Annotated in this window: 8 protein-coding genes; all 8 read right to left on the bottom strand. The window is 73.5% G+C overall.

The genetic code is table 11. The features are described from left to right. Window positions 1-22 precede the first annotated feature (22 nt). Window positions 23-1,291, bottom strand: a complete 1,269-nt coding sequence (locus tag SCAB_RS01540) for a diaminobutyrate--2-oxoglutarate transaminase (protein WP_049875641.1) — start codon at window positions 1,289-1,291, stop codon at window positions 23-25. Between the two features lie 65 nt (window positions 1,292-1,356). Further along, a complete protein-coding gene (locus SCAB_RS01535) occupies window positions 1,357-2,358 on the bottom strand; it encodes a TauD/TfdA family dioxygenase (RefSeq protein ID WP_012998280.1) in 1,002 nt (333 codons plus the stop codon). A 32-nt stretch (window positions 2,359-2,390) separates the two neighbouring features. Continuing rightward, entirely contained in the window at window positions 2,391-2,600 is a 210-nt protein-coding gene (locus SCAB_RS01530) for an MbtH family protein (RefSeq protein WP_012998279.1), read from the bottom strand. Window positions 2,601-2,777: 177 nt separating this feature from the next. Beyond that, window positions 2,778-19,397 (bottom strand): non-ribosomal peptide synthetase, encoded by a 16,620-nt coding sequence (locus SCAB_RS01525; RefSeq protein WP_049875640.1) that lies wholly within the window; start codon window positions 19,395-19,397, stop codon window positions 2,778-2,780. 2 nt (window positions 19,398-19,399) lie between these two features. Next, window positions 19,400-19,681, bottom strand: a complete 282-nt coding sequence (locus SCAB_RS01510; RefSeq protein ID WP_012998277.1) for an acyl carrier protein — start codon at window positions 19,679-19,681, stop codon at window positions 19,400-19,402. Window positions 19,682-19,820: 139 nt separating this feature from the next. Then, on the bottom strand, window positions 19,821-21,533 hold the full coding sequence (locus tag SCAB_RS01505) for an acyl-CoA dehydrogenase (protein WP_012998276.1): 1,713 nt from the start codon (window positions 21,531-21,533) through the stop codon (window positions 19,821-19,823). Continuing rightward, window positions 21,530-23,341: an acyl-CoA dehydrogenase family protein gene (locus tag SCAB_RS01500; RefSeq protein ID WP_012998275.1), complete on the bottom strand. Its 1,812-nt coding sequence runs from the start codon at window positions 23,339-23,341 to the stop codon at window positions 21,530-21,532. The genes SCAB_RS01505 and SCAB_RS01500 overlap by 4 nt, the downstream gene beginning before the upstream one ends. Then, entirely contained in the window at window positions 23,338-25,095 is a 1,758-nt protein-coding gene (locus SCAB_RS01495; protein ID WP_078580025.1) for a fatty acyl-AMP ligase, read from the bottom strand. Before SCAB_RS01495 ends, SCAB_RS01500 begins: the two co-directional genes overlap by 4 nt. Window positions 25,096-25,145: the final 50 nt, after the last annotated feature.

The raw sequence follows: 25,145 nt of genomic DNA, 5'->3' as shown, positions 1-25,145 counted from the left end.
CAGGGCGCGGGGCGGGCGAGGGCTACGCCGTGGCCACGGCCTGGACGGTGGCGCCCAAGGTGTCCGCCACGTCCTTCCAGTCGGCGAGGGGCATCGTCAGGGGTGGCAGGAGCTTCAGCACATGCCCGGACCCCGAGGTCTCGGCGACGACGCCGGTGCGGAACAACGCCTCCCGGATCCACTCGGCCGTCCCGGACGCGGGGAACCTCAGTCCGCTCATCGCACCCCTGCCGGCCACTTCGGCCGTACCCACCGGGAGGGCGTCGGTGATGCTCGCCAGACTGGTGCGGATCGCGCCGGCCAGTTCGGCCACGTGATCGGTGAAGTGCGGGTCGGCCCAGTGGTCCAGCGCCGCCGAGCCCGCCACGAAGGCCAGGTTGTGGCCACGGAACGTGCCGTTGTGCTCGCCGGGGGCCCAACGGTCGAGCTCGCGCCGGATCAACAGCGCCGCCATCGGCAGCCCCATGCCACTGAGGGACTTCGACAGACAGACCAGGTCGGGGCGGAGCCCGGGGGCGTCCTCGAAGCTGAAGAAGGTACCGGTGCGTCCGCAGCCCGCCTGGATGTCGTCCACGACGACCAACGTGCCGCTCGCGTCGGCGAGTTCGCGGAGCCGGGCCAGCCACGCACGGGGAGCGGTGTGCAGCCCGCCCTCTCCCTGGACCGTCTCCAGGAGGACCGCGGCGGGCGGGGGCGCCGTCGCACCCGGGCCGAGAGCGTCTTCGAGGGCGGCGAACGGATCGGGCTCGGCCGCGTCGCCGTACGGCAGGATCGTGACGTCGGTCAGGGGGACGCCCGCCGCGCCGCGCAGCAGCGGGGAGGTGGTGGCGGCGAGGGAGCCGAGGGACGCGCCGTGGAAGCCTCCGGTGAAGGCGATCACCTCGGTGCGCCCGGTGACCTTGCGGGCCAGCTTCAGAGCGGCCTCCACGGCGAGGGTGCCGGCCGGTCCCGGGAACTGGACGACGTGGTCGCCGAGGCCGCGCGGCTCCAGGACGAGGCGGGTGAACCGCTCCAGGAAGTCGGCCTTGGCCGTGGTGTGGAGATCCAGCGACTGCACAGGCCCGCCGGCCGCGAGGTAGGCGGTCACCCGGTCGACGATCTCGGGCGGGTTGTGGCCGTAGTTGAGTGAGCCGGCTCCGCACAGCAGGTCCACGTAGCGGCGCCCCGAGGTGTCCCACAGATGGTGTCCGGCGGCTCGCTCGAAGACCACCGGGAAGTCGCGGCAGTAGCTGCGTACGGTCGACTCGTGGCGCTCGAACACCGCGAGGGGTGTCCGGCCGGTCTCGGTCATCTCAGCACGTACCTTTCCTGTCAACGGTTCTCGTAACGCGTCGCGGACCGGCGTCACTCGGGGTGTCACTTCACCAGCACCGTGCCGTCACCGGGACGGTGGTCGCGGGAACGACGCAGGTCGCTGAAGGCGAACGTCCGCTGGAGCCAGCGGTCACGGCCGTCGTAGCGCGGAGTGAACGCCGAACGGCCGTGCAGGGTGGTCCGGTTGTCGACGACGGCGAGGTCGCCGGGGCGCAGCAGCACCCCGGTGTACGTGCGGTGCGCCACCTCGGCCAGTTCCGCGAGGGCGGCCCGGCCCTCGGGGGTCACCGCCTTGGTGGCGGCCTCGTCGAAGCACCAGTCGGGGTCGTCCGGGTCGCCGGTGAGCACGGCGTGCGCGGTGCCCTCACCGGCCGGCCCGAACGAGGGCGGGGCCTCGGTGACGTACTCGGGCCTGCCGAGCGCCTCCCGGGAGCGGGGTGTCAGCAGTGGCAGGACGCGCCGGGCACAGCTGGTGCGCAGTTCGGCCGTGCCCTCGTGGTCCAGGCGCAGGCACAGCAGCATGACGTAGTCGGGGCGGTGGGGATGGAAGGCGTTCTCGGTGTGGAAGGTGAGTTCGACCGAGCCGACGTTGCCCTGGACCGCCTCCTGACCGGGCACCGGCACGACGTCCTGGACGAGGGCGCCGGACTTCTCCGCCGCGAACGCGGCCGGGTCGCCGAGCCCGGCCGCGAACAGCAGCAGTGTCGCCGCGGGCAGGGAGGGGGCGTGCTGCACCGACCCCCTCGCCATCGGGGTCGGCGGCAGCTGCGCGGCACCGATGGGGAGCCTTCGCAGGACCAGGGCGCCGCCGGGGCCCGAGTGCCTGCGGAACTCCCTCACGGTGCGCCGTATCTCGGAGGGAACGTCCTCCCAGGCGTGCCGGGCGAGGGCCACCCAGGCCGGGTCGTCGACCCGGTCGCCCGCCCGGTCCAGCAGTTCCGCCGCCACATGCCCGAGCCGGGCCAGGGTGCGGGCGCCGTACCGCACCGTGCCGTCGGCGCTCGCCGGGGCGTACGGTGCCTGCGTCACATCGACGCTGCTCACGTGCGTGTTCCCTTTCGTCCGCTGCGTCCGCGTCACTCGCCCATGGCCCGGACGAGGCTCTGGGGGCGCAGGTCGGTCCACTCGCGTTCGACGTACTCCAGGCAGGCGGTGCGGCTGTCCGGGCCGAAGACGGTGGCCCAGCCTTCGGGCACGGGGGTGAAGTCGGGCCACAGCGAGTGCTGGCCCTCGTCGTTGGTCAGGACCCGGTAGATGCCGTCGGGGTTCTCGAAGGGGTTGGTCATGGTGGTAGGTGTTCCTTCGGTCAGTGGGGCGATGGGTCGGTGGGTCGGTGGGTCGATGGGTCGACGGGTCGATGGGGGAGGGTGGGCGCGGCGAGTCCCCGAGCCCGGGGGCGGTCTCCGTCCCTCCGTCCCCCCCCGTGCCGGCAGGCCGTCACCGGCCTGTCGGCACGGTGCGTCTCACGTCGTGACGAACTCCCAGTAGCGGGAGATCGCGGTCTCGTCGATGTCCGGGATCGCGACCGACAGGTCGCGCAGCCGCTGCAGCGTCCTGTCGTTCTCGAACCGCAGGACCGGCCGCCGTGGGTCCGGTGCCGTCCTGACGTACTCTTCGAGAGATGCCTGGTAGGGCAGGATCGGCAGGTTCCGTCCCCGCTCGTTCGCGCTGCGCAGGCGCCGCAGCCACACGGCGAGCGGGACCTCTTCGGACGTCGTCCCGTGCATCCGGTCGTACGCCCTCATGAAGGCACCGGCTCCGACCCTGTGCGGGTGGTGGAGGTGGTGCACTCGCGCGATTCCGGTCCCGGTATCGAGACCGGAATCGCTTCCGGGCGCGGACCCGGCCAGGAGCAGCTCCACGACGGCACGGGCCAGGACATCGACGGGGAGGAGCGCTTCCGCCGCCTCGGGTCCTCCCGGATGGCAGCCGAGCGCGGCGCTGCTGGTGAGCAGCCGGGAGAACATGTCGTCCTGGCTGACGGCACCGGTCGAGGTGTGCGCCCAGATACGGCCGAGCCGGTGGACGGCTCCGCCGGCCCCCCGCTCGAAGGCCCGCTCCACCAGCCGGTCCGCGACCCATTTGCTCGCCGCGTACCCGCTGCCGAACGGATGCTTCTCACCCTCGATCGGTGAGGTCTCGGTGACCAGCCGGGATTCCTGGCCCAGCCCGAACACACCGAGGGTGGACAGATGGTGGAACGCCTTCGGCCGGCCCTCGGCCGCCAGCCACAGCAGGGTGCGGGTGCCCTCCACGTTGGCCGGTTTCAGCCGCGTGTACGGCGAGAGATGATGCACGTGCGCACCGCTGTGCACGATCGTGTCGACCCGCTCGCCCAGCTCCGCCCACTGCCCGGGGGCGAGGCCGAGGTCCACTTCCGCCAGATCCCCTCGGACGACGTTCAGCCGGAGATCGTCCGGTGTGAGCCCGAGGGCGATGCCATGGCGCCGCAAGGCCCTGGTCAGCCGCTCGCCCGCCTCGGCATCGGTCCGCGCACGGACCAGGCAGTGCACGCGCGCCGATGTCCGGTGCAGCAGCTCGGCCAGGAGGAAGGCTCCGACGAACCCCGTGGCCCCGGTCAGCAGGATCTCTCGGGGACCGTCGGCATACGGCCCGGTGTGCGGCGCACCTGACGGACCGGCGGGGGAGGGGCCGTAGGTGAAACGCAGGGAGGGGCTCAGCTCGGCCTCCGAGTCCGGCACCCACGACGCGGCCTGCGGACCGCTCTCCGCGAGACGACGGGCCAGCGCCGCCGGGGTCGGTGCTTCGAGCAGCGTCGACAGGGTGAAACGGGCACCCAGCGCCTCACCGATCCGGCCGGCCAGACGGACGGCGAGCAGGGAGTGACCGCCCAGCGCGAAGAAGTCGTCGTCGGCGGAGACCTCGGGCACGTCCAGCACCTCGGCGAACAGGGCGCACAGCCGGACCTCGACGGGAGTGCGGGGCGCCCTGCCGGTGCCGGCGACGGCATCCGGCGGGGCGGGAAGCGCCCTGCGGTCGAGCTTGCCGTTGGTGTTCAGCGGGATCTCGTCGACCTCGACGAAGGCGGACGGTACGAGATGGGCGGGCAGCGTGGCGGCGAGCCGGGTCCGCAGTGCGTCGAGGTCGAGAGCAACGCGCCCCGCCGGACGGGCGGTTACCGCGCCGTGGGGGTTCAGGGGACGATCGCCCGGCCCGGGCTCTGCTCCGTGTCGCCGGCGAGGCACGACGTAAGCGACCAGCCGCCGGTCCCCCGGGCGGTCCTCGCGGGCGATCACCGCGGCTCGTGCGACACCGTCGAGCGCCGTCAGCGCGGCCTCGATCTCGCCGGGCTCGATCCGGTGGCCGCGGACCTTGACCTGTTCGTCGACGCGTCCGGCGTACTCCAGCACTCCGGCCCGGTTCCAGCGGGCCCGGTCGCCGACCCGGTACATCCGGGTGCCGGGCGGGCCGTACGGGTCGGCGACGAACCGCTCGGCGCTCTGTCCGGGCCGCCCGGAGTAGCCGCGCGCCAGTCCGGCGCCCGCGAGATACAGCTCGCCCCACACCCCGTCGGGGACGGGCTGGAGATGCCCGTCCAGCACGTACACCCGTGCGTTGCCGAGGGGGCGGCCGATGGGCACCGGGCCCGCGTCGAGTGCGTCGCCCGGTTCGAGCCGGTGGACGACGCAGCCGACGGTCGCCTCGGTCGGTCCGTACTCGTTGATCACCACGGCCTCGGGGTGCCGGGCGCGCCACGCCCCCAACATCGTGCCGTCCAGCGCCTCCCCGCCGATGACCAGGTTCGCGGCGTCGCTCACCCGGTCGGGCAGCGACTCCAGCAGCCGCAGATGGCTCGGGGTGACCTTGAGCAGGCCGGGGGACGGTGTGTCCGCGTCCAGGTCCCCGAACCGCACCCGGCCGCCCGTCACCAGCGGGGTGAACAGGGTGGTCACCGGCATGTCGAAGGCGAGGGAAGTGTGCACCAGGGACTCACCGGACGCGGCCGGGTACATCGCCACGGCCTCGCCGAGATAGGCGGCCAGCGAACCGTGCTCGACCACCACTCCCTTCGGACGGCCCGTCGATCCGGAGGTGTAGATCAGGTAGGCGGCCTGGTGGGGGTGGACGGGCAGCCCCAGGTCGCTGTCGGGCAGCCGATCCGGGACCGGGAAGGCCCCCTCGCCGTCGGGGAGACGATCCGGGCCGACCGCGAAGGCATCCTCGTCGTCCGGAAGACGATCCGAGCCGGCCGGGAACGCCCTCTCGTCGAGCACGATCCGGGCGCCCGCGTCGGCGACCAGTGCGTCGATCCGCGCCCGGGGGTTGGCCGGGTCGACCGGCAGATACGCCGCCCCGGACTTCAGCACCGCGAGCAGCGCCACGAGCACGTCCGGGCGGCGCGGGAGCACCACGGCGACGACGGTCTCCGGTCCCGCGCCGAGCGAGACCAGGTGCCGGGCGAGCCGGTTGGCACGCCGGTTCACCTCGTCGTACGTCAGCCGCGTACGGCTCCCGATGACGGCCACCGCGTCCGGCGTGCGCGCCACCTGGGCCTCGAACATCTCCGGCAGCGACATCCGCGGCAGCGGCCGCCCGGTGTCGTTGCGCCGGACCAGGACGTCCGTGTGCTCGGCGGGGGTGAGCAGGGGGAGGGTGTGCACGGGACGCGCCGGGTCGGCGGTGACCTCCTCCAGCAGCCGCAGCCAGCGGGTGGCGACGCTCTCGGCGGTGGCGCGGTCGAACAGGTCCGAGGCGTACTCGACCGATCCGGACCAGCCGCCCTCGCCGTTCTCCACCAGCGTCAGCGACAGGTCGAACTTGGCGTGGTCGCCGGGCGCCTCCCCGACGGTCACCGCGAGCCCGGGGAGCGTGGGCGCGACAGGCTCCTGATTGACGGTCAGCATGACCTGGAACAGGGGGTGCCGGGAGCGTGAGCGCTCCGGGTTGAGGACCTCGACCAGCTGCTCGAACGGTACGTCGGTGTGGTCGTAGGCGGCCACGTCCACCGCGCGCACCCGGTCGAGCAGTTCCTCGAACGTGGGATCGCCGGAGGTGTCGGCGCGCAGCACCAGGGTGTTGGCGAACAGTCCGACGAGGTCTTCGAGCGCGGTGTCCGGGCGGCCCTCCACCGGGGTGCCGATCACGATGTCGTCCCCGGCGCCCAGTCGGTGCAGCAGGGTGACGAGCGTGGCGTGCAGCACCATGAAGGCACTGGCCCCGCGGTCCCGGCCGAGCGCGTCGACCCGCTCGCGCAGCGCGGCCGGCACCGCGAAGGGCACCGTGCCACCGCGGTGGGACGCGACGGCGGGCCGGGCCCGGTCGGTGGGCAGCTCGAGCTGGTCGGGGATCCCGGCCAGCTCCTTCGTCCAGAAGTCGAGCCGCCGGGCGGGCAGTTCCCGCTCCCACAGGGCGTAGTCGGCGTACTGGAGAGGCAGCGGGGCCCAGTCGGGGGCCCGGCCGGTGAGGCGGGCGGCGTAGGCCGTGGAGAGGTCGCCGGCGAGTGTCCGCATGGACGAACCGTCGCCGGCGATGTGGTGCAGGAGCAGCAGCAGGGCGTGTTCCCGCTCCCCGTCGGTGAACAGCGTCGCGCGGACGGGAAGGTGGTGTTCCAGGGAGAACGGTGTCCGAGCGGCCTCCGCCACCCCCGCGTCGAACTCGGCTTGGTCGCACGACCGGACAGCGACGAGCGGTGCTGTGCCGACGACGACCTGGTGCGGGCCCTGCGGACCCTCCGCGATCACCGTGCGCAGCACCTCGTGCCGCCGCACCAGGTCACCGAAGGCGGCCCGCAGCGCGCCCTGGTCGAGCGGACCGGTCATCCGCAGGACGACCGGGATGGTGTACGTCTGCGCGGGACCGTCGAGCCGGTCGAGGAACCACATCCGCCGCTGCGCCGCCGACAGCGGAACCCGATCGGGGCGTTCTCGCCGCACCGGCCCCGGCTGGGCGGACCCGGCACCCGAGGCCGTGACCAGCGCGGTGATCCCGGCGACCGTGGAGTGCTCGAAGACGTCCCGGAGGGACAGCTCCGCGCCGAACAGGGTCCGGATCCGGTTGACGAGGCGGGCGACCAGCAGGGAGTGCCCGCCGAGGCGGAAGAAGTCGTCGTCCGCCCCGGCCTCGGGAATGCCCAGCACCTCGGCGAAGACCTCCGCGATCCGCCGCTCGACGCCCTCGGCGGCGGGCGTGCGCGGCACACCCACGGTGAGGTCGGGTGCGGGCAGCGCCCTGCGGGCGATCTTGCCGTTGGCGGTCAGCGGCAGGGTCTCCAGCACGACGAACGCGGCGGGGACCATGTAGTCGGGCAGGGCCCGCGCGGCCGCGGCGCGCAGGGCGGACGGGTCCGCCGGGCGGTCCGGCTCCGATACCACGTACGCGACGAGGCGCTTGTCGCCGGGGGTGTCCTCGCGGACGACCACGGCGGCGGCGTCGATGCCCGGCTGGGCCGTGAGGACGGCCTCCACCTCGCCCAGTTCGATACGGAAGCCGCGGATCTTCACCTGGTCGTCCACGCGGCTGACGAACTCCAGCCGTCCGGAGGCCGTCCAGCGGGCCAGGTCGCCGGTCCGGTACATCCGGGAGCCGGGCGGGCCGAAGGGGCTGGCGACGAAGCGTCCCGCGGTCAGGCCGGGGCGGCCGTGGTAGCCGCGGGTGACGAGGTCGCCCGCGACGTACAGCTCCCCGGCGGTGCCGACGGGAGCCGGGCGCAGGAGCGCGTCCAGCACGTACATCCGGGTGTTCCAGGCGGGGGTGCCGATGGTGACGACGCCGGGCGGCACGGGATCGCCGGGCTCGATGCGGAACAGACTGCAGCCGACGGTGGTCTCGGTCGGGCCGTACTCGTTGAGGACGGTCACCCCGGGGTGGCGGGCGCGCCAGGCGTCCAGTACGTCGCCGAGCAGCGACTCGCCGCCGAGGACGAGCTGTCCGCCCGGCGAGTACTCCTCGGGCACCACGCCCAGCAGGTGCAGATGGCTGGGGGTGGCCTTGACGAGGTCGGGCCGGGTGACGGCCGCGTCCGGGTCCGGGCCGCTCGCGCTCCAGCGGACCAGTTCCACGGTGCCGCCGGAGACGAGCGGGCCGAACATGCCGGTGGCGGTGAGGTCGAAGGAGACCGGCGAGTGCACCAGGACGCGTCGGCGCAGGCTCTCGTACACGTGGGTCGCCCAGGCCAGGTAGGCGACCAGTGAGCGGTGTTCGACGACGACCGCCTTGGGCCGCCCGGTGGACCCGGAGGTGAAGATGACGAACGCGGCGTGTTCGGGACGCCGGACCACACCGGTCACCGGGCCGGAGGGCCGCTCCGCGATCGCGGGGTCGTCGGTCGCTACGACCGGGATGTCCGCCAACGAGCCGATGTTGTCGGTGAGTTCGGCCGTGGTGACCACGGCGACGGGCGCGATGTCCGCCAGCATGAACGCGAGCCGGTCGGCCGGGTGGGCAGGGTCGAGCGGCAGATAGCCGGCGCCGGTCTTCAGGGCCGCCAGCAGGACCACCGGGATGTCCTCGGAGACCGGCAGCAGGACGGCGACGTAACGCTCCGGACCGGCCCCCAGGTCGATCAGCCGGCGGGCCAACCGATTCGCGCGGGCGTCGAGTTCGGCGTACGACAGGATCGTCGCGCCGAACACGACCGCGGGTGCGTCCGGGGTGCGGGCCGCCTGGGCCTCGATCAGGTCGGTGAGCGTCCGGTCGGGCACCTCGTGGGCGGTGCTGTTCCACTCGGTGAGCAGCAGCCGCCGCTCGTCCGCGTCCACGACGTCGAACTCCCGCACCGGGCGCCCGGGTTCGGCGGTGACGGCGGTGAGCAGGCGGGTGAACCGCTCGGCGATACGAGCGGCCGAGCCGCGGTCGAACAGGTCGGTGGCGAACTCCAGCAGTCCGTTCACCCCGCCCTCGGGCAGCTCGGTCAGGAAGAACGACAGGTCGAACTTGGCCGCGGGCGACGCGACCGGCCGCACGCGTGCCGTGAGCCCGGGCAGGTCGACGGCGAGGTCGAGGGCCGCCTGCTGGTCGGCGTTGCCGAAGTTCAGTCCGGTCTGGAACAACGGGTGCCGTGCGGTGGAGCGCGCCGGGTTGACCGCCTCCACGACCCGCTCGAACGGCACGTCCTGGTGGGCGTAGGCGGCCAGGTCGGCGGCCCTGACCCGGCGCAGCACCTCGGCGAAGTCGGGATCGCCGGTCAGGTCGGTGCGCAGGACGAGGTTGTTGGCGAAGAAGCCGACCAGGGGAGTGAGGGCCTCGTCGGTGCGGTTCGCGACCGGAGAACCGATCACGATGTCGTCGCCCGCGCCGAGCCGGTGCAGCAGGGTGACCAGGGCGGCGTGCACGACCATGAAGACGGTCGTGTGGTGCTCACGGGCGAGCCGGCCCAGGGCCTCGTGCACCGCGGGTTCGACCGCGAAGGGCACGGTGTCGCCGCGGTGGGTGGGGACGGCCGGCCGCGGCCGGTCGAAGGGCAGCTCCATCTGCTCGGGCAGTCCGGCGAGCGTGGAGCGCCAGTGGTCGAGCTGACGGGAGAGGGCGCTGTCCGGGTCGTCGGCCGTACCCAGTGCCTGCCGCTGCCACGCCGCGAAGTCGGCGTACTGGAGGGGCAGTCGGCTCCAGTCCGGCTCCTCGTCCCGGGTGCGCGCCGCGTACGCGGTGGCGAGGTCGCGGGCGAGCGGGGCCATCGAGGCGCCGTCGCCGGCGATGTGGTGCAGGACGAGGAGGAGCACGTGTTCGCCCGCGCCGAGCGCGAACAGGGTTGCGCGCAGCGGGGGTTCGGCGGTGAGGTCGAACGGGGTGCGGACGGCGTCGGCGACAAGGCCGTCGAGTTCCTCCTCGGCGGCGCGGACGACGGCCGGCGACGGCCCGGACGACAGGATGACCTGGTGGGGTCCCTCCCCGTCCTCGGCGAAGACCGTACGCAGGGGTTCGTGCCGCTGAGCCAGATCGCCCAGGGCGGTGGTGAGAGCGGCCACGTCCAGATCGCCGCTCAGCCGCAGCGCGACCGGCAGGTTGTACGTCGGTGACGGCCCCTCGAACCGGTGCAGGAACCACAGCCTCTCCTGCGCGTACGACAGCGGCAGCCGCCCCCGGCGCGGCCGGGCCGTGACGCCGGAGCGGCGCGGGCCGTCCCCGGTGAGCCGGGACGCGAGCCTCGCCACCGTGGTCGCCTCGAACAGGACCGACAGGTCGAGGTCGGTGTCGAGGGCGGCGCGGATGCGGCTCGCCAGCCGGGTCACCAGCAGGGAATGCCCGCCGAGCGCGAAGAAGTCGTCGTCGACGGAGACCTCGGGGACGCGGAGCACCTCGGCGAACAGCCCGCACAGGATCTCCTCCTGCGGTGTGCGCGGGCCGCGCCCGGCGGTGTGCGCGAGGTCGGGTGCGGGCAGCGCCTTGCGGTCGAGCTTTCCGTTCGGGGTGAGCGGCAGCACGTCCAGGGTGACGATCTGGGCCGGGACCATGTACTCGGGCAGCCGGGCGGCGAGCCGGTCGCGCAGGTCGTCCACGTCGACCGGGGCCGCCGGGACCACGTAGCCGACGAGCCACTGCCCGTGCACGGCGGCGGCCGCCCGGGCGACGGCCGGGTGATCGGCCATGGCGTCCTCGATCTCGCCGAGTTCGACCCGGAACCCGCGCAGCTTCACCTGGTCGTCGGCGCGCCCGAGGTACTCCAGTTCGCCGTCCGCCGTCCAGCGCGCCAGGTCGCCGGTGCGGTACATCCGGGACCCGGGCGGGCCGTAGGGGCTCGCGACGAACCGCTCGGCGGTCAGGCCGGGCCGGTCGAGATAGCCGCGAGCCAGCTGCACACCCTCGACGTACAGCTCGCCGGGCGCGCCGGGGGCGACCGGGGCCAGCGCGGCGTCGAGGACGTACGCGCGGGTGTTGGCGACCGGAGCGCCGATCAGCACGGTCTCGGTGTCCGCCGGCGCGGCCCAGGCCGTGACGTCGACGGCGGCCTCGGTCGGACCGTAGGCGTTCAGCAGCACGGCGCCGGAATCCTCGTGGAAGCGGCGGACCAGCTCGGCGGGCAGGGCCTCGTCGCCGGAGACCACCAGACGGACCGGGTCCGGCAGCCTGGTCTCGGCCAGATAGGCGCCGAGCATGGAGGCGCTGAGGTGGACGACCGCGACGGACTCCTCGCGCATCAGCCGCTCCAGGTACAGCGGGTCGCGGTGGCCGTCGGGCCGGGCCACGACGAGGGTGCCGCCGTACATGAGGGTCCAGAAGACCTCCCACACCGACACGTCGAAGCTGACGGGGGTGGACTGCAGCACCCGCTCGCCCGGGGCGAGCCGGTGGTCGCGCTGCATCCACCACAGCCGGTTCGCCATGCCCGCGTACGTGTTCACCGTGCCCTTGGGACGGCCGGTGGAGCCCGAGGTGTAGATGACGTACGCCGCGTTGTCGCCGTGGGCCGTCACCCCCGGGTTCTCCTCGGGCCCCTCGACGTCGGGGGCGATCCGCTCGAAGCCGTCCGCGTCCCGGTCGGAGACCAGCAGGCGGGCGCCGGAGTCGGCGAGGATGTAGGCGATCCGGTCGGCCGGGTAGCCGGTGTCGATCGGCACGTACGCGGCACCCGACTTGAGCACCGCCCACAGGGCCACCATCAGGTCGACCGAGCGCGGCAGCATCACGGCGACCCGTGACTCCGGTCCGACACCCCGCGCGCGCAGGGCGTGGGCGAGCCGGTTCACCCGGGCGTTGAACTCCCCGTACGTGACGCTCTCGCCCTCGCACCGGACGGCCTCGGCGGCCGGGGTGCGCAGGGCGTGCGCCTCCAGCAGCGCGACCGCCGCGCCCTCGCCGTCGAACCGGACGTCGGTGTCGTTCCAGCCGTGCAGCACCAGGGCACGGTCCTCGGCGCCGAGGACGTCCACCTCGGACAGCCGCTGCGCGGGATCGGCGGTGACACCCTCCAGGACGCGCACGAACCGGGTCGCGAAACTCTCGGCGGTACGGCGGTCGAACAGGTCGGTGGCGTACTCCAGACGGCACAACAGGCCGCCGCTCTCGTGGACATGGCAGTCGAAGTGCACGTCGAACTTGGCGGTGCCGCTGGTGACCGGCCCGGGGTCGGCGGTGACCTCGGGCAGGTCGAAGCGGGCCTCGGTGAGATCCAGCCAGGCCAGCATGACCTGGAAGAAGGCATGGCGGGAGCGGGAGCGCTCCGGGTTCAGCTCCTCCACCAGGCGTTCGAAGGGGACGCCCTGGTGGGCGTAGGCGGCCAGACCCGTCTCCCGGACGCGGACCAGCAGCTCCTCGAAGCTCGGGTCGCCGGAGGTGTCCATGCGGTAGACGAGGGTGTTGATGAACACGCCGACCACGTCGTCGAGGACCGAGTCGGGCCGGTCGGCGATCACACCGCCGAGCGGGATGTCCTCGCCCGCGCCGAGCCGGGTCAGCAGCAGCGACACGGCCGCCTGGAGGACCATGAACGGGGTCGTGCGGGTGCGGCCGGCCAGGTCCAGCATCCGCCGGTACAGCTCCGGGGCGACGGGGAACTCGACGTGGTCGCCGCGGTGGGTGGCCACCGCCGGGCGCGGCCGGTCGCCGGGGAAGGTGACCTCGGGCGGAAGCCCGTCCAGGTGCTGCTTCCAGTACGCGATCTGGCGGGGCAGGTCGGCGGCGAGCGTCTCGCGCTGCCAGATCGCGAAGTCCGGGTACTGGACGGTCAGTTCGGGGAACCCGGCTGCCGTGTCGCCGGTCCGGGCGCGATAGCCGGCGGTGATGTCCTCGGCGAGCGGACGCAGCGAGGCACCGTCCGCCGCGATGTGGTGCACGACCAGCAGCAGGACGTGCGAGTCCGGCCCGGTCTCGTACAGCGTCGTCCGCAGCGGCACGTCGCTCGTCAGGTCGAAGGGGCGGGCCGCGTCGGCGGCGAGGTCGGGTGCGCAGTCCTGGACGAACGCGGTGGCGTAGGGCGTCTCGGGCGGCAGGACGACCTGGTGGGGGCCGTCGGCGTCCTCCGGGTAGACCGTGCGCAGCGCCTCGTGCCGGGTGACGAGACCGGCCAGCGCGCCGGTGAGCGCGTCCCTGTCGAGGGCGCCGGTCAGCCGGATCGCGAGGGGGATGTTGTACGTGCCGGAGGAGCCCTGGAGACGCTGCAGGAACCACATGCGTTCCTGGGCGAACGACAGCGGTACACGGCCGGGCCGCTCCTCGGCGGTGATGCGCTTGGCCTGAGGGGCGAGGCCGGCCAGCCGTGCGGCGACACCGGCGACGGTCGGCGCGGCGAACAGGTCGCGCAGCGACAGGTCGACGCCGAACTCGTCGCGGACCCGGTGGGCCATCCGGATCATCAGGATGGAGGTGCCGCCGAGTGCGAAGAACTCGTCGTCGACGCCGACCCGTTCGACACCGAGGACCTCGGCCACGATGGCGCACAGCGACTGCTCCTCGGGCGTACGGGGCTCACCGCCGCCCGCCGGGGTCACCGGGGCGGTGGCGCTCCCCTCCGCCGCGACGCCCATGACGAGCAGCCGGTCCTCCTCGCTCACCTCGACGAACTCGGCGGCCGGGGAACCGAGTCCGGCCGCCGCGCCGTCGATCAGCGCGGACAGCAGCTCGGCGAGACGGGGGACGGCCGTCGGGGCGAAGGCTCCGGAGAGGAAGGAGAACCGCAGCCGCAGCCGGTCGCCGGGGAAGACGGACAGGGTGACCGGGTAGTGGGTGCGTTCGACGAGGTGGGCGTGGGCGAGGCGCAGGCCGCCGGCCTCGATGCCCTCGTCCATCGGGTAGTTCTCGAAGGCGACCACCGTGTCGAACAGTGTGTCGAAGCCGGAGGCGCGGACCAGCTCCGCCAGGGAGGCGTGCTGGTGGGCGTGGAGGGAACGCTGCTCCTGCTGGAGCCGGGCCAGCAGCGCGGCGAGCGTCTCGTCCCGGTCGATCAGGACCCGGACCGGCAGGGTGTTGACGAACAGCCCGAGCATCGACTCGGCGCCGGGCAGCTCGGGCGGGCGCCCGGAGACGGTCGCGCCGAACACGACGTCGTCCCGGCCGGTGAAGGCGCTCAGCAGCAGCCCCCACAGGCCCTGTACGACGGTGTTGAGGGTGAGCCGGTGTGCGCGGGCCGTCGAGGTCAGGGCGCCGGTGAGCGCCTCGGGCAGGACCAGCTCGTGGACGTCGTGGCCCTCGGCGGTGCGATCGGCGCGGGCGAGCAGGGTGGGCGCCGTCAGGCCGGCGAGCCGCTCGCGCCACACGGCGGCCGAGGACTCGTCGTCCTGGCGGTCGAGCCAGGCCAGGTGGTCCCGGTAGGGGGCGGCCGGGGGCAGGGCGGTGCCGCCGTACAGGGTGAACAGTTCACGCACGAGCAGCGGAAGGGACCAGCCGTCCAGCAGCAGGTGGTGGTGGGTCAGGACCAGCCGGCGGTCGCCGAGGGCGGTGAACCGCAGCAGGGGCGGCCGCACGACGCTGAAGCCGCGGGCGCGGTCACGGGCGAGGAACGCTTCCAGGTCGTCCTCGTCGCGCTCCTCCCAGGGGACCTTGACGTCGGCGGGGACGACCTGCACCGGGGCGCCCTGCGAGCGGCTGCGGAACGCGGACCGCAGATTGGGGTGGCGGTGCAGCAGGGCGGCGGCGGCGGCCCGCATCCGCGCGGGGTCGAAGGCGGTGTCCGTCTCCAGGACGAGCTGGCCGACGTAGGGGTCGTCGGGCTCGTACAGGGCGAGGAAGAGCAGGCCCTCCTGGAGCGGGGAGAGCGGCAGGACGTCCGTGGCGCCGCGGAACCTGTCCAGTTCCTCCTGGGTGATGCGGACCAGGGGCACGTCGGAGACGGTCAGGCCGCCCCGGGTGTACGGGGCGAGTTCGGCCAGGGCCCCCGTCCACGCCTCGGCGAGGACGCGGACCTCGGTCTCGGTGAGGACGCCCGAGGGGTAGGTCCACTCGGCGGTCAGCTCGCCGTCGCGGACGTACGCGTCGATCTGGAGGGCGTGGGTGAGCGCGAGGTCGTCGTCGGCCAGCAGTTCCACGGCGGCCCCGCCGTCGGCGAGACGCCAGCCGCCGAGGTCGGTCGCGTCCAGCCGGCCCAGGTAGTTGAAGGAGATCTGCGGCGCCGCCAGTCCGGTGAGCCGGTCGCGCAGCATGTCGTGTCCCCGGCCGCCGTGCGGGATCGCGCGCAGCTCCTCCTTGGTGCGCTTGATCAGGCGGGCATCGGCCTCGGTGCCGGGGCCCAGGCGCACCGGGTGGATACGGGTGAACCAGCCGACGGTGGTGGACAGGTCCATCCCGTCGGGGAGGTGGTCGCGGCCGTGACCCTCCAGGTCGACCAGGACCGGTCCCTCGCCCCGGTGGCGCTGTACGGCCGCCGAGAGCGCGGCGAGCAGGATGTCGTCCGGGGTGGCCCGGTAGGCGGCGGGCAGGGCGCCCAGCACGGTGGCGGTGAGATCCGCGGGGACGGTGACGGTGACCGAACCGGCGGTGCCGTGGACGTCCTGTGCGGGGTCGAGGGGGCGGATGCCGAGCAAGGGTTCCCGGGTCGACAACAGGTCGGTCCACAGCGGGAGTTCGTCGACAGGGGCGGCGAGGGGTGCGGCCCGGCGGCGCAGGGAGGTGCCGGGCACGGACAGCTCGGCGCCCGCGAGAGCCTCGGCGAGATCGGTCAGCAGGATGCGCCAGGACACGCCGTCGACGACCAGGTGATGGAGGACGAGCAGCAGCCGGCCGGACGCGAACCACACTGCCCGGACCATCACACCGTCCTCCGGCGACAGCGCGCGCCGGGCGGCCTCCCGCCGGGCGGCCACGTCCTCGTCCCCGGCCCTGCTCAGGCAGTCCTCGGCCCGTACGGCACCCACCGGCAGGATGCGCGTGCCGTGGGTGCGCAGGGCGTCGTGACGGTCGAGCACCCGCTGCAGGGCGGCCGTCAGCCGGTCGTAGGACAGGCCGGGTTCGGCGGCCAGCAGGAGGGACTGTGCGTAGCCGGCCGTGGAACCGCCGCGTTCGGCGAGGCGGCGGGCCATCGGTGTCTCGGGAAGCTCGCCGACCGGGTCGTCCTCGGCGAGCGGGGCCGAAAAGGCCGCAGACGCCGTCGACGCCGTCTCGGCGACGGTGGCCAGGCGGGCGACGGTCGGGTGGTCGAAGACGTCCTGCGGGGTCAGACGGAGGCCCTGGCGGCGAGCGCGGCCGACCAGCTGGATGGCGTGGATGCTGTCCGCGCCGAGGGCGAACAGATCGTCGTCCACACCCAGTTCGGGCCGGCGGAGCAGGGCGGCGGCAAGGGTGTGCAGCGTGCGCTCGGCAGGCGTCGAGGGGGCGCGTCCACTCGACGGGAGGGCCGGGGCGGGCAGGGCGCGGCGGTCGACCTTGCCGTGGGGGGTGACCGGGATCGACGGCAGCACGAAGACGCTCACCGGCACCATGGCGGCGGGCAGTCGGCGTGCGAGATGGCTCCGCGGGTCGCCCTCCGGGGCGCCCGTGACGTAGCCGACGAGCTGCCGGGCGCCTGCGCTGGAGTCGTGGACGAGGACCACCGCCTGGGTCACGCCGGGCACCGACGCGAGAACGGCCTCCACCTCGGCGGGCTCCACCCGCTGTCCGTTGATCTTGACCTGGTCGTCGGCGCGTCCGGCGAACTCCAGAGAGCCGTCGGCCCGGCGTCGCACCAGGTCGCCGGTGCGGTACATACGGCCGCCGGCGGCCGGGCCGTAGGGATCGGCGACGAACCGTTCGGCGGTGGCACCGGGCCGGTCGAGGTAGCCGCGCGCGAGCTGGACGCCCGCGAGGTACAGCTCGCCGGTGACACCGTCCGGTACCGGTTGCAGGGCCGGATCGAGCACATAGGCACGGGAGTTGTGGGTGGGTACGCCGATGGTGACGGGCTCGCCGGGCGTGCACGCGTGGGAGGTCGCGGTCACCGAGAACTCGGTGGGGCCGTAGGAGTTGTGCAACCGGGCGCCGCACTCGCGGTGGAAGCGGTCGGCGAGACCGGCCGGCAGCGCCTCGCCGCCGCAGCTGACCATGCGCAGGGAGGCAGTGGGCACGTACTCGTCGAGGAAGGGGCCGAGCATGGCCGGGACGAAGTGGATGACCGTGACCTGCTCGTCGCGGACCAGCCGGGCCAGATAGGCCGGGTCGCGGTGCCCGTCGGGGCGGGCGACCACGAGGGTCGCGCCGCGCGTGAGGGTCCAGAACACCTCCCACACCGACACGTCGAACCCGACCGGAGTCTTGTGCACGACCCGGTCCGCCGGGGTGAGCCGGTACTCGTCCTGCATCCAGGCGAGCATGTTGGCGATGCCGGCATGGGTGACCACGGTGCCCTTGGGGCGGCCGGTGGTGCCCGAGGTGTGGATGACGTACGCGGCGCCGTCCCCCCGCGGGACGACGCCGGGGTCGGTGTCGCTCTCGCCCTCGCCGAGGGAGCGCATGCTGTCCTCGTCGAGCACGAGCGCGGCGCGGGAGTCGGCGATCAGGTACGCGATCCGGTCGTCCGGGTAGCCGGTGTCGACGGGTACGTGAGCGGCGCCGGTCTTCAGCACCGCCCACAGCGCGATGATCAGGTCGAGCGAACGCGGCAGCTTCACCGCGACCCGCGACTCCGGTCCCACGCCCTGGGCGCGCAGCGCGTGGGCCAGGCGGTTCACGCGGGCGTTGAGTTCGCCGTACGTGAGCCGTTCGCCCTCGAAGGCGACGGCCTCGGCGGCCGGGTCCTGGGCCTCGAAGAGTTCCACCAGGGAACGCGGGTCCGCCGTACGGGAGGTGTCGTTGCGGGCGTGGAAGCGCTCCCGCTCCGCGTCGTCGAGCAGGTCGAGGGCGCCGATGGGCAGTTCGGGGTGCTCGGTGGCGGCGGCGAGGAGGCGGGTGTAGCGGTCGCGGTGGGTGGCGGCGGTCCCGGGGGTGAAGCGGCCGGGGTGGGCGTTGACGGTCAGCTCGATGCCGTCGTCGGCGTCCGGGTCGCCGAACGCGTGCAGGGCGAGGTCCCGGACGGGGCCGGAGGCGAGCTGACGGGCCGTCGCCTCGGTGGGGCCGCACGGCAGGTGGGCGGAGGCGAAGGAGAGGACGTTCACCGACGGGCCGCTCAGCGTGCCCGGGTGGGCCGTCGCCGCGAGGTCGCGGCGGAGTTCGTCGTGCGGATAGCGCTGGTGGCGGGTGGCCTCGGCGAGGCGGGCGGCGACGCGTTCCAGGAGTGCGGTGAACGTGGTGGAGCTGTCGACGCGGATCCGCAGCGGGACGTCGTTGACGAGCATGGCGGGTGTGGCCAGCGCCCGCGGACTGAGCCGGGCGGCCATGAACACCCGGACGACCACGTCGTGGGCGCCGGTGACGCGGTGGGTGTGGGCGACCATGGCGGCGATCACCGGCAGGGACCAGCGGGACCCGCCCAGCTCGCGCACCCGCGCGGCCGTCGTCCCGGACAGACGGCCGGTCGCGGAGGGCAGGCTGGGCGCGAGTCCGGTGGCGCCGGAGGCGAGCGCGGGGGCGGCTTCGTCTGAGCCGGAGCCGGAGCCGGAGCCGGAGCCGGAATCGGAACCTGAACCGTCGGAGTGCGAGCCGGAGTCGATGACCGTGGCACCGAGCTCGGTGGAGTCCGGCAGGTCGGCGAACTCCCGTTGCCAGTAGGCGCCGTCACGTTCCCTACGGGCGGATCGGCGGTAGGCGTCCTCCTCGGCCAGGACCTCGCGCAGGGTGCCGAAGCCGCTCGGCGACGGCTGTTCGCCCGCCGCCAGTGCCGTGTAGACCTCCAGCAGCCGACGGCAGTGCAGGACCTGTCCGTAGCCGTCGAGGAGGATGTGGTGGTAGCGGAAGTGCAGCCAGTACCGGTCGGGGCCGAGCCGCAGCAGGGTGTGCCGGAACAGTCGCTCGCCGGTGACCGGCACCGGCGTGGCGAGATCGGAGTCGATCCAGGCACGGGCGGCGGCCTCCGGGTCGGCCGCGCCCCCGAATTCCAGGTACGCCAGCTCTCCCTGGACGGACGGGTCCACGGCCTGGCGGACCGTCTCCCCGACCTCGTGGAAGCGGACCCGTAGCGCCTCGGTCTCGTCCACGGTCCGCGCCACGGCACGGGCCAGCAGGGCGCGATCCACCGGACCGGGCACGTCGTAGTAGACACCGCAGGTGTACAAGGGGCTGTCAGGGGCCAGACGCTGCGCGACCCACACCCCGTGCTGGGCCGCCGTCAGGGGCAGGGAAGAGGTCATCGTCAGACCTGCTTCTCGCTCGTGCCCGCCGCCGGCCGCTCGCCCACCAGCTCGGACAGGGCCGCGCTCAACGCGTCGACCGTGGGGTGGTCCCAGGTCAGCGCGTCGTCGACGGTGACCTCGAACTCGTCCTCGATGTCGGCGGTGATGGCCAGCGCCGTGAGGGAGTCCAGACCGTACTCGGCCAGCGGCAGGGACGTGTCGATGTCCTGCGGCGAACGACGCAGGTACGTCGCCACACGCGCGGTCAGCCAGGTGTGCACGTCGCGGTTGCCAGCGGTCATGAGAGGAATCTCTTTCTGGGCAGGTGGGTGGGGGTGAAAGGAGGGCGCAGCGGACGAGGGGGCGCCCGCCCTGGGCGGGCGCGGCCCTCCACGGCCTACGGCACCTCGGCCGGACCGGGTGCGAGCGGGCCGGCCGTCGTCAGAGGGCGAGCGGCCTTCCGGTCAGACCGAAGGAGCGGCCGGTGTCCCGGCGGTCCAGGAGCTCCGCGAGGAGCGCTCCCTCGACCGGGGCCGGCAGCGGGCCGGGCCCGTACGGGCCGGACGCGGACCGGTGCAGGACAGCTCTCAGCCAGGCCGGGTCGGCCAGGAAGTCACCCGAGGGAGCGTGCCGCCAGACCTGGACGCAGACGGTCCGGGTCAGCAGACGCACGTACCGGGTGACGAGGTCGTAGGTCTCGGGGCGGGCGTCGACGCCGAGTTCGACCGGCGACAGCCCCTCGCACACGGCGGCCAGGTCGGCGAGGTCGGTGCGGTCGTCACCGACCGCCGTGCGCAGATCGGCGTGCCCCGCCTCCCAGGACGTGTCGGCCAGGGCGTGCAGGGAGCCGGCGACGGGGTCCCGGCCCGCGGCGTGCAGGGCCAGCAGGTCGTAGCGCAGGGGCGGCAGGGCCTCCGCGAGGGCGAACAGGCCGTCGGGCGGTTCGGAGCCGGGGCCCGCCCAGGTACGGCGGGCCAGCAGTGGCAGCTGGGGCAGCAGGCTCATCTGGCAGGCGGCGCGGGCGATGTGCCCGAAGCCGACGGGGGCGAGGTCCCGCAGCAGCTTCTGGAACAGCGCGGTCGGCCCCTCACGCAGGTAGAAGTGGGCGCCGAGGAGGTCCGCGAGCCGGTCCATGGCCGCCAGGAGCAGCCGGGACACCTCGAACTTGACCGCCGAGGCGTACACGCTCGCCGCACGGGGCACCAGGTGCAGCGCACGGGCGCCGACCGCGCCCAGCGCCTCGGCCCGCAGCAGGTCGGCGAAGACACCGGCCAGCTCCGAGCGGACGTGCGGGATGTCGGTCGCGGCACCGCCGTACAGCCGGCGCCCCGTCAGATGGTCGACGGCGATGCGCAGTCCGGTGTCGAGGATGCCGGTGGCCATCGTGGGCAGGACCGTGCGGGTGATCTGCAGGGCCTTGAGCGCGGTCTCCAGGCCGGAACCGGCCGGGCCGAGGACCGCCGTGGCGGGCACGGGCAGGTCGTCGAAGACCAGGCCGCCGAGCTGGACTCCCCGCATCCCCACGGTGGCGAAGCGCGGCAGGTCGGTCAGGCGCGCCCGGTCGGCGCCCGCCCGGTCGACGAGCACCAGGGAGTGGCTGCGCGGACCCGGCCGGGGATCGGTGCGGGCTAGCACGACCATGGCCTCGGCGCGCCGGATGTTGGTGACGACCTCCTTGCGGCCGCTGAGCCGCAGCGAGCCGTCGCCCGCGGTGGTCGCGGTGAACTCCGTGCCCGCCATGTCGTTGCCGTGCGCCAGTTCGTGGAACGCGACGGCGACACGCCGGCCGTTCAGCAGCAGCCGGGCGGCGTGCTCACGCTGCCGTTCGTCGCCGGCCGTCCACACGGTGACCCCGGCGATGAGCGAGCCGGCGCCGTAACCGAGGCCCAGCGCGGGGTCGCGGCGGTAGAGCGCGCGCATGACCTCGGCCAGGTGGTCGGCCCGTTCCAGGCGTCCGCCCAGCTCGGGTGGGACGAACTCGGCGTTCAGTCCGTAGGAGTGCAGCAGGGACTCCCCGGCGGTGAGCGTCTCGGCGCGTTCGTCGGCGGCGAGCACGGCTCGCGCACCGGTGGGATGGGCCGGGTCGGCGAGCGGGCCGAGCAGGTGCTCCAGTTCGTCGGCGCGCTTGGGGGCGAGGCCCGTCGTGGTGGTCATGCGGAACCTCCCAGCAGGCTGAACTCCGCTGAGGGGATGCGGAGGAGGACGTCGGCGAGGGTGTCGAGGACGTTCCCTCCGGGCTCCGCGCCGTCCCGCCCGAGCAGGGCGGTCAGACAGGACCGCAGCCACAGGTCGGCCGTGCCGAGCCGCCCTGTGCGCAGGCATGGGTTCTCCAGCCACAGCAGCAGGCAGGCGGCCGCGGCGTAGGCGCGTTCGTATGCCTCGGCGAGACGGAACGCCGTGCTGGGGAGGCCGCCCGTCACCGGTACGAAGTCGGCCGACTCCGCTTCCAGGAGGGTCAGTTCGACCAGTACCCGGTCGATGAGCGGTCCGGTCCCCGGTGCCGCATGAGCGCGTGCGCGGGCCGCCAGGTCGGGCAGGGCCTGTACGGCGCTGCACCCCGTCACGGACAGCAGGGTCAGCCGGGACGGGTCGAACGCGGGCAGGGGCGCGGTGAGGTCCGCCGCGGCGCCCAGCCCGTCGCCGTCGGTCCTGCGGCGGCTCAACTGGCGCGCCAGACGCGGCATCTGGTTGAGGAGAGCGGCGCGGTTCACGGCCGTACTGCCGTCGAAGATGCCGCAGATGCGGTGGTCGCGCTCCAACTTCGCGAAGCCGCCGCCCGGGGGAGAGGTGAGGAAGCCGCGTACGCCCAGCAGTTCGCCGAGCGAGCCGAGGGTCTCCTGGGTGACGGTCGGTACGTACGCCTTGGTGATCGCGGAGATCGCGCTCAGTTCCCCGGGCAGGGTGTGCACCGAGCGGGCGGAGAGCAGGCTCACCGCCTCGGCGGTCAGCGCGCGGGCGGCGGCCCGGCCGAGGATCCGGCGCACGTGCGGGACGTCGGCGAGACGGCGGCCGTACAGCTCGCGTCCGGCCGCGAAGTCCCGGGCCAGGCGCAGGGCGTGGTCGGCGGCGCCGAGCGAGAGCGCCGTGCAGGCGATGCGGGTGAGCTGGAGCGTCTTGAGGACCACGGGGATCCCGTCGCCCTCCTCCCCGACGAGCGCGTCGGCCGGGACGGGGGCGCCGTCCAGGGCGAAGCCGCTGATGTCCGCGCCCCGGATGCCGTGGGTGGCGACCTTCGGCAGGTTCCGCCAGGCCCCTTCCGGGAGCTGTCCTCTGTCCACCAGGAAGAGGCTGAAGCCGCGTGGGCCGCCCGCCGGGTCGGTGCGTGCGAGGACGCAGGCGAGACCGGCGCGGGTGGCGTTGTTGATGAGCCACTTCTCCCCGGTGAGCAGCCAGCCACGGGGGGCTCGGGCTTCGGTGCCGCCGGGTGCGCCGGTGATGTGATCGGGCCGGGTGCGATCGGTTGTGGCTGTGGCTGTGGCTGTGGCTGTGGCTGTGGCTGTGGTTGTGGCTGTGCTCGCGATGCCATCGGTTCCGGCGAGGGCAGCGGCCCCCGCCGTCTCGTCCGGTGTCGCCGTGAGTTCGCCCGCCAGGAGGTCCGCGCCGTGGTCGCGTTCGGTCAGGCCCCAGCAGACCGGTTCGCCGGCGCGGACGCGTTCGGCGAGCCGGGCGGCCTGCTCCGGGCGGCCGGCCACCCATGTCGGTGCCGCCCCCAGGAACGTCTTGCCGTGCGCGATGGCGACGATCAGATCCCGGCGGGCGACCGCACGCAGCAGCCTCACGGTCTCGGCGAGGTCGCCGCCCTCGGGCAGGACGTAGTGGGCGCTCAGTCCGGCGGAGTCGAGGACACGGACGGCGCCGTCGGGGAACTCCTCCCGCTCGTCGAGCCCGGCGAGCGTCTCCGGGGAGAAGGGGCCGTCCTCGTGGGCGGTGAGCAGGCACTCCAGGTCGGCCGTGGTGATCATCGCCCGCTCACCCGCCGCCGCTGTCCGGCCAGTGCGTCGGTGAGCAGCGGGTCCTCGCGGAGGTGAAGGGTGTCCAGCTCCCCGGCGAGATGCAGCGCGCGCATCGCCGCGCGCTGCACCTTGCCGCTGGTGGTGCGTCGTACGCCGCCGGGCCGGACCAGGGCGACCGCCGCGACGGGGACGCCGAACTCCCGGACCACGGTCTGCTTCATGTCGACGGCGATGCTCCCCAGCCGCTCGGCCCCCCAGTGCGCGCGGATCTCGTGGACGACGACGACCGCCGGGGTGACGTCCGCTCCCCCGTCGTCCCCGACCATGAAGACGGCGCCGTGCAGGCCCTCCAACTCCTCGTGCTGGGAGCGGAGTTCGCATTCGATGTCCGAGGGGTGCAGATTGCGTCCGTGCAGGACCAGGACGTCCTTGCTGCGGCCGGTGATGTAGAGATCGTCGTCGAGCAGGGCTCCGAGGTCACCGGTGCGCAGGAACGGCCCGCGTCCGTCGTCGGTGTGTGCCCGGAACGTGGCGTCGGTGACGGGCCCGTTCTTCCAGTAGCCCGCGGTGACGCAGGGGCCGCTGAGCCATATCTCGCCGACGCGGCCCTCGGGCAGGGCTCGGCCGGTGTCGGGGTCGACGATCAGCACGTCGGACCCGGTCGGTGACCCGCAGCCGACGAGGGTCCGGGACGGCTGCGTGCCGGTGGCCGGCCTGAACTCCCGGTTCTCGAGCGCCGTCGCGTCGACCGTCGTCCGCAGCGGGGGCCGTCCGCCGGTGCCCGACACCATCAGGGTCGCCTCGGCCAGGCCGTACGCGGGGACGAGTGCTTCGGGCCGCAGCCCCGCCGCGGAGAACCGCTCGGTGAAGGCGGTGACCACCTCGTGGCGGACCGGCTCCGACCCGTCGGAGAACATGACCCGGGACAGGTCGAGCGCGGCGAGCTGTTCGTCGGTGACACGGCGGACGCACATCTCGTAGCCGAAGTCCGGCGCGGCGGTGAACCCGATGCCGCAGGCGTCCAGCATCCGCAGCCAGTGGTACGGCCGGCGCAGGAACGACATGGGGTCCATCTGCACGTAGCCGTTCCCGTTCAGGAGGCCGGGCAGCATCAGACCGATCAGGCCCATGTCGTGGTAGAGCGGGATCCAGCCGCCGTACGTGGTGTCGCCGTCGTTGCGGAACATGGCCGCCATCCGCTCGACGTTGGCGACCAGGTTGCCGTGGGTGACCATGACGCCCTTGGGGTCGCCGGTCGATCCGGAGGTGTACTGGAGCAGTGCCAGGGTGTCGGGCGACACCTCGGGGGCGGTCCAGGCGTCCGGGTCCCCTTCACCGGTGTCGGTGGTGTGGCAGACCGCGCCGAGGATGCCCTCCTCGGCCACCCACTTCTCGACGTCCGGGAGATCGCCGCGCTGCGTCAGGACGACCCGTACGCCGGCGTCCCGCGCGATGGCGGCGAGGCGGCGGCGTTCGTGCCGGTAGCGGCCCGGCAAGGGGGCCGGCACGGCGATGACCCCGGCGTACACGCAGGCGGAGAAAGCCGTGGTGAATTCGATCCCGGGAGAGTAGAGGAGAAGGGCGCGATCTCCTGAGGAGAATCTTTCCCGGAGCCAGGAGGCGATGCGCCGGGAATGCAGATCGAGTTCGGAGCGATTGCGTACCGTGCTTGTGAGGTCGGTGAAGTCTGAAACGTATGTCACGGCAGGCTGCTGCGGATTACGCGCTGCCTGTTCCGTCAGCTCGGTAAGTAATTCTCGCACGACAGGAACCGTACGTGATCTTGCTTCTCGAACCCGTACTGAAATCTTCA

Origin of the sequence: Streptomyces scabiei 87.22 (assembly GCF_000091305.1) — a bacterium.
Taxonomy (GTDB): Bacteria; Actinomycetota; Actinomycetes; order Streptomycetales; family Streptomycetaceae; genus Streptomyces; species Streptomyces scabiei.
Note: the sequence above shows the minus strand (reverse complement) of the source record. Positions and strands in the feature narration are given on the sequence as shown.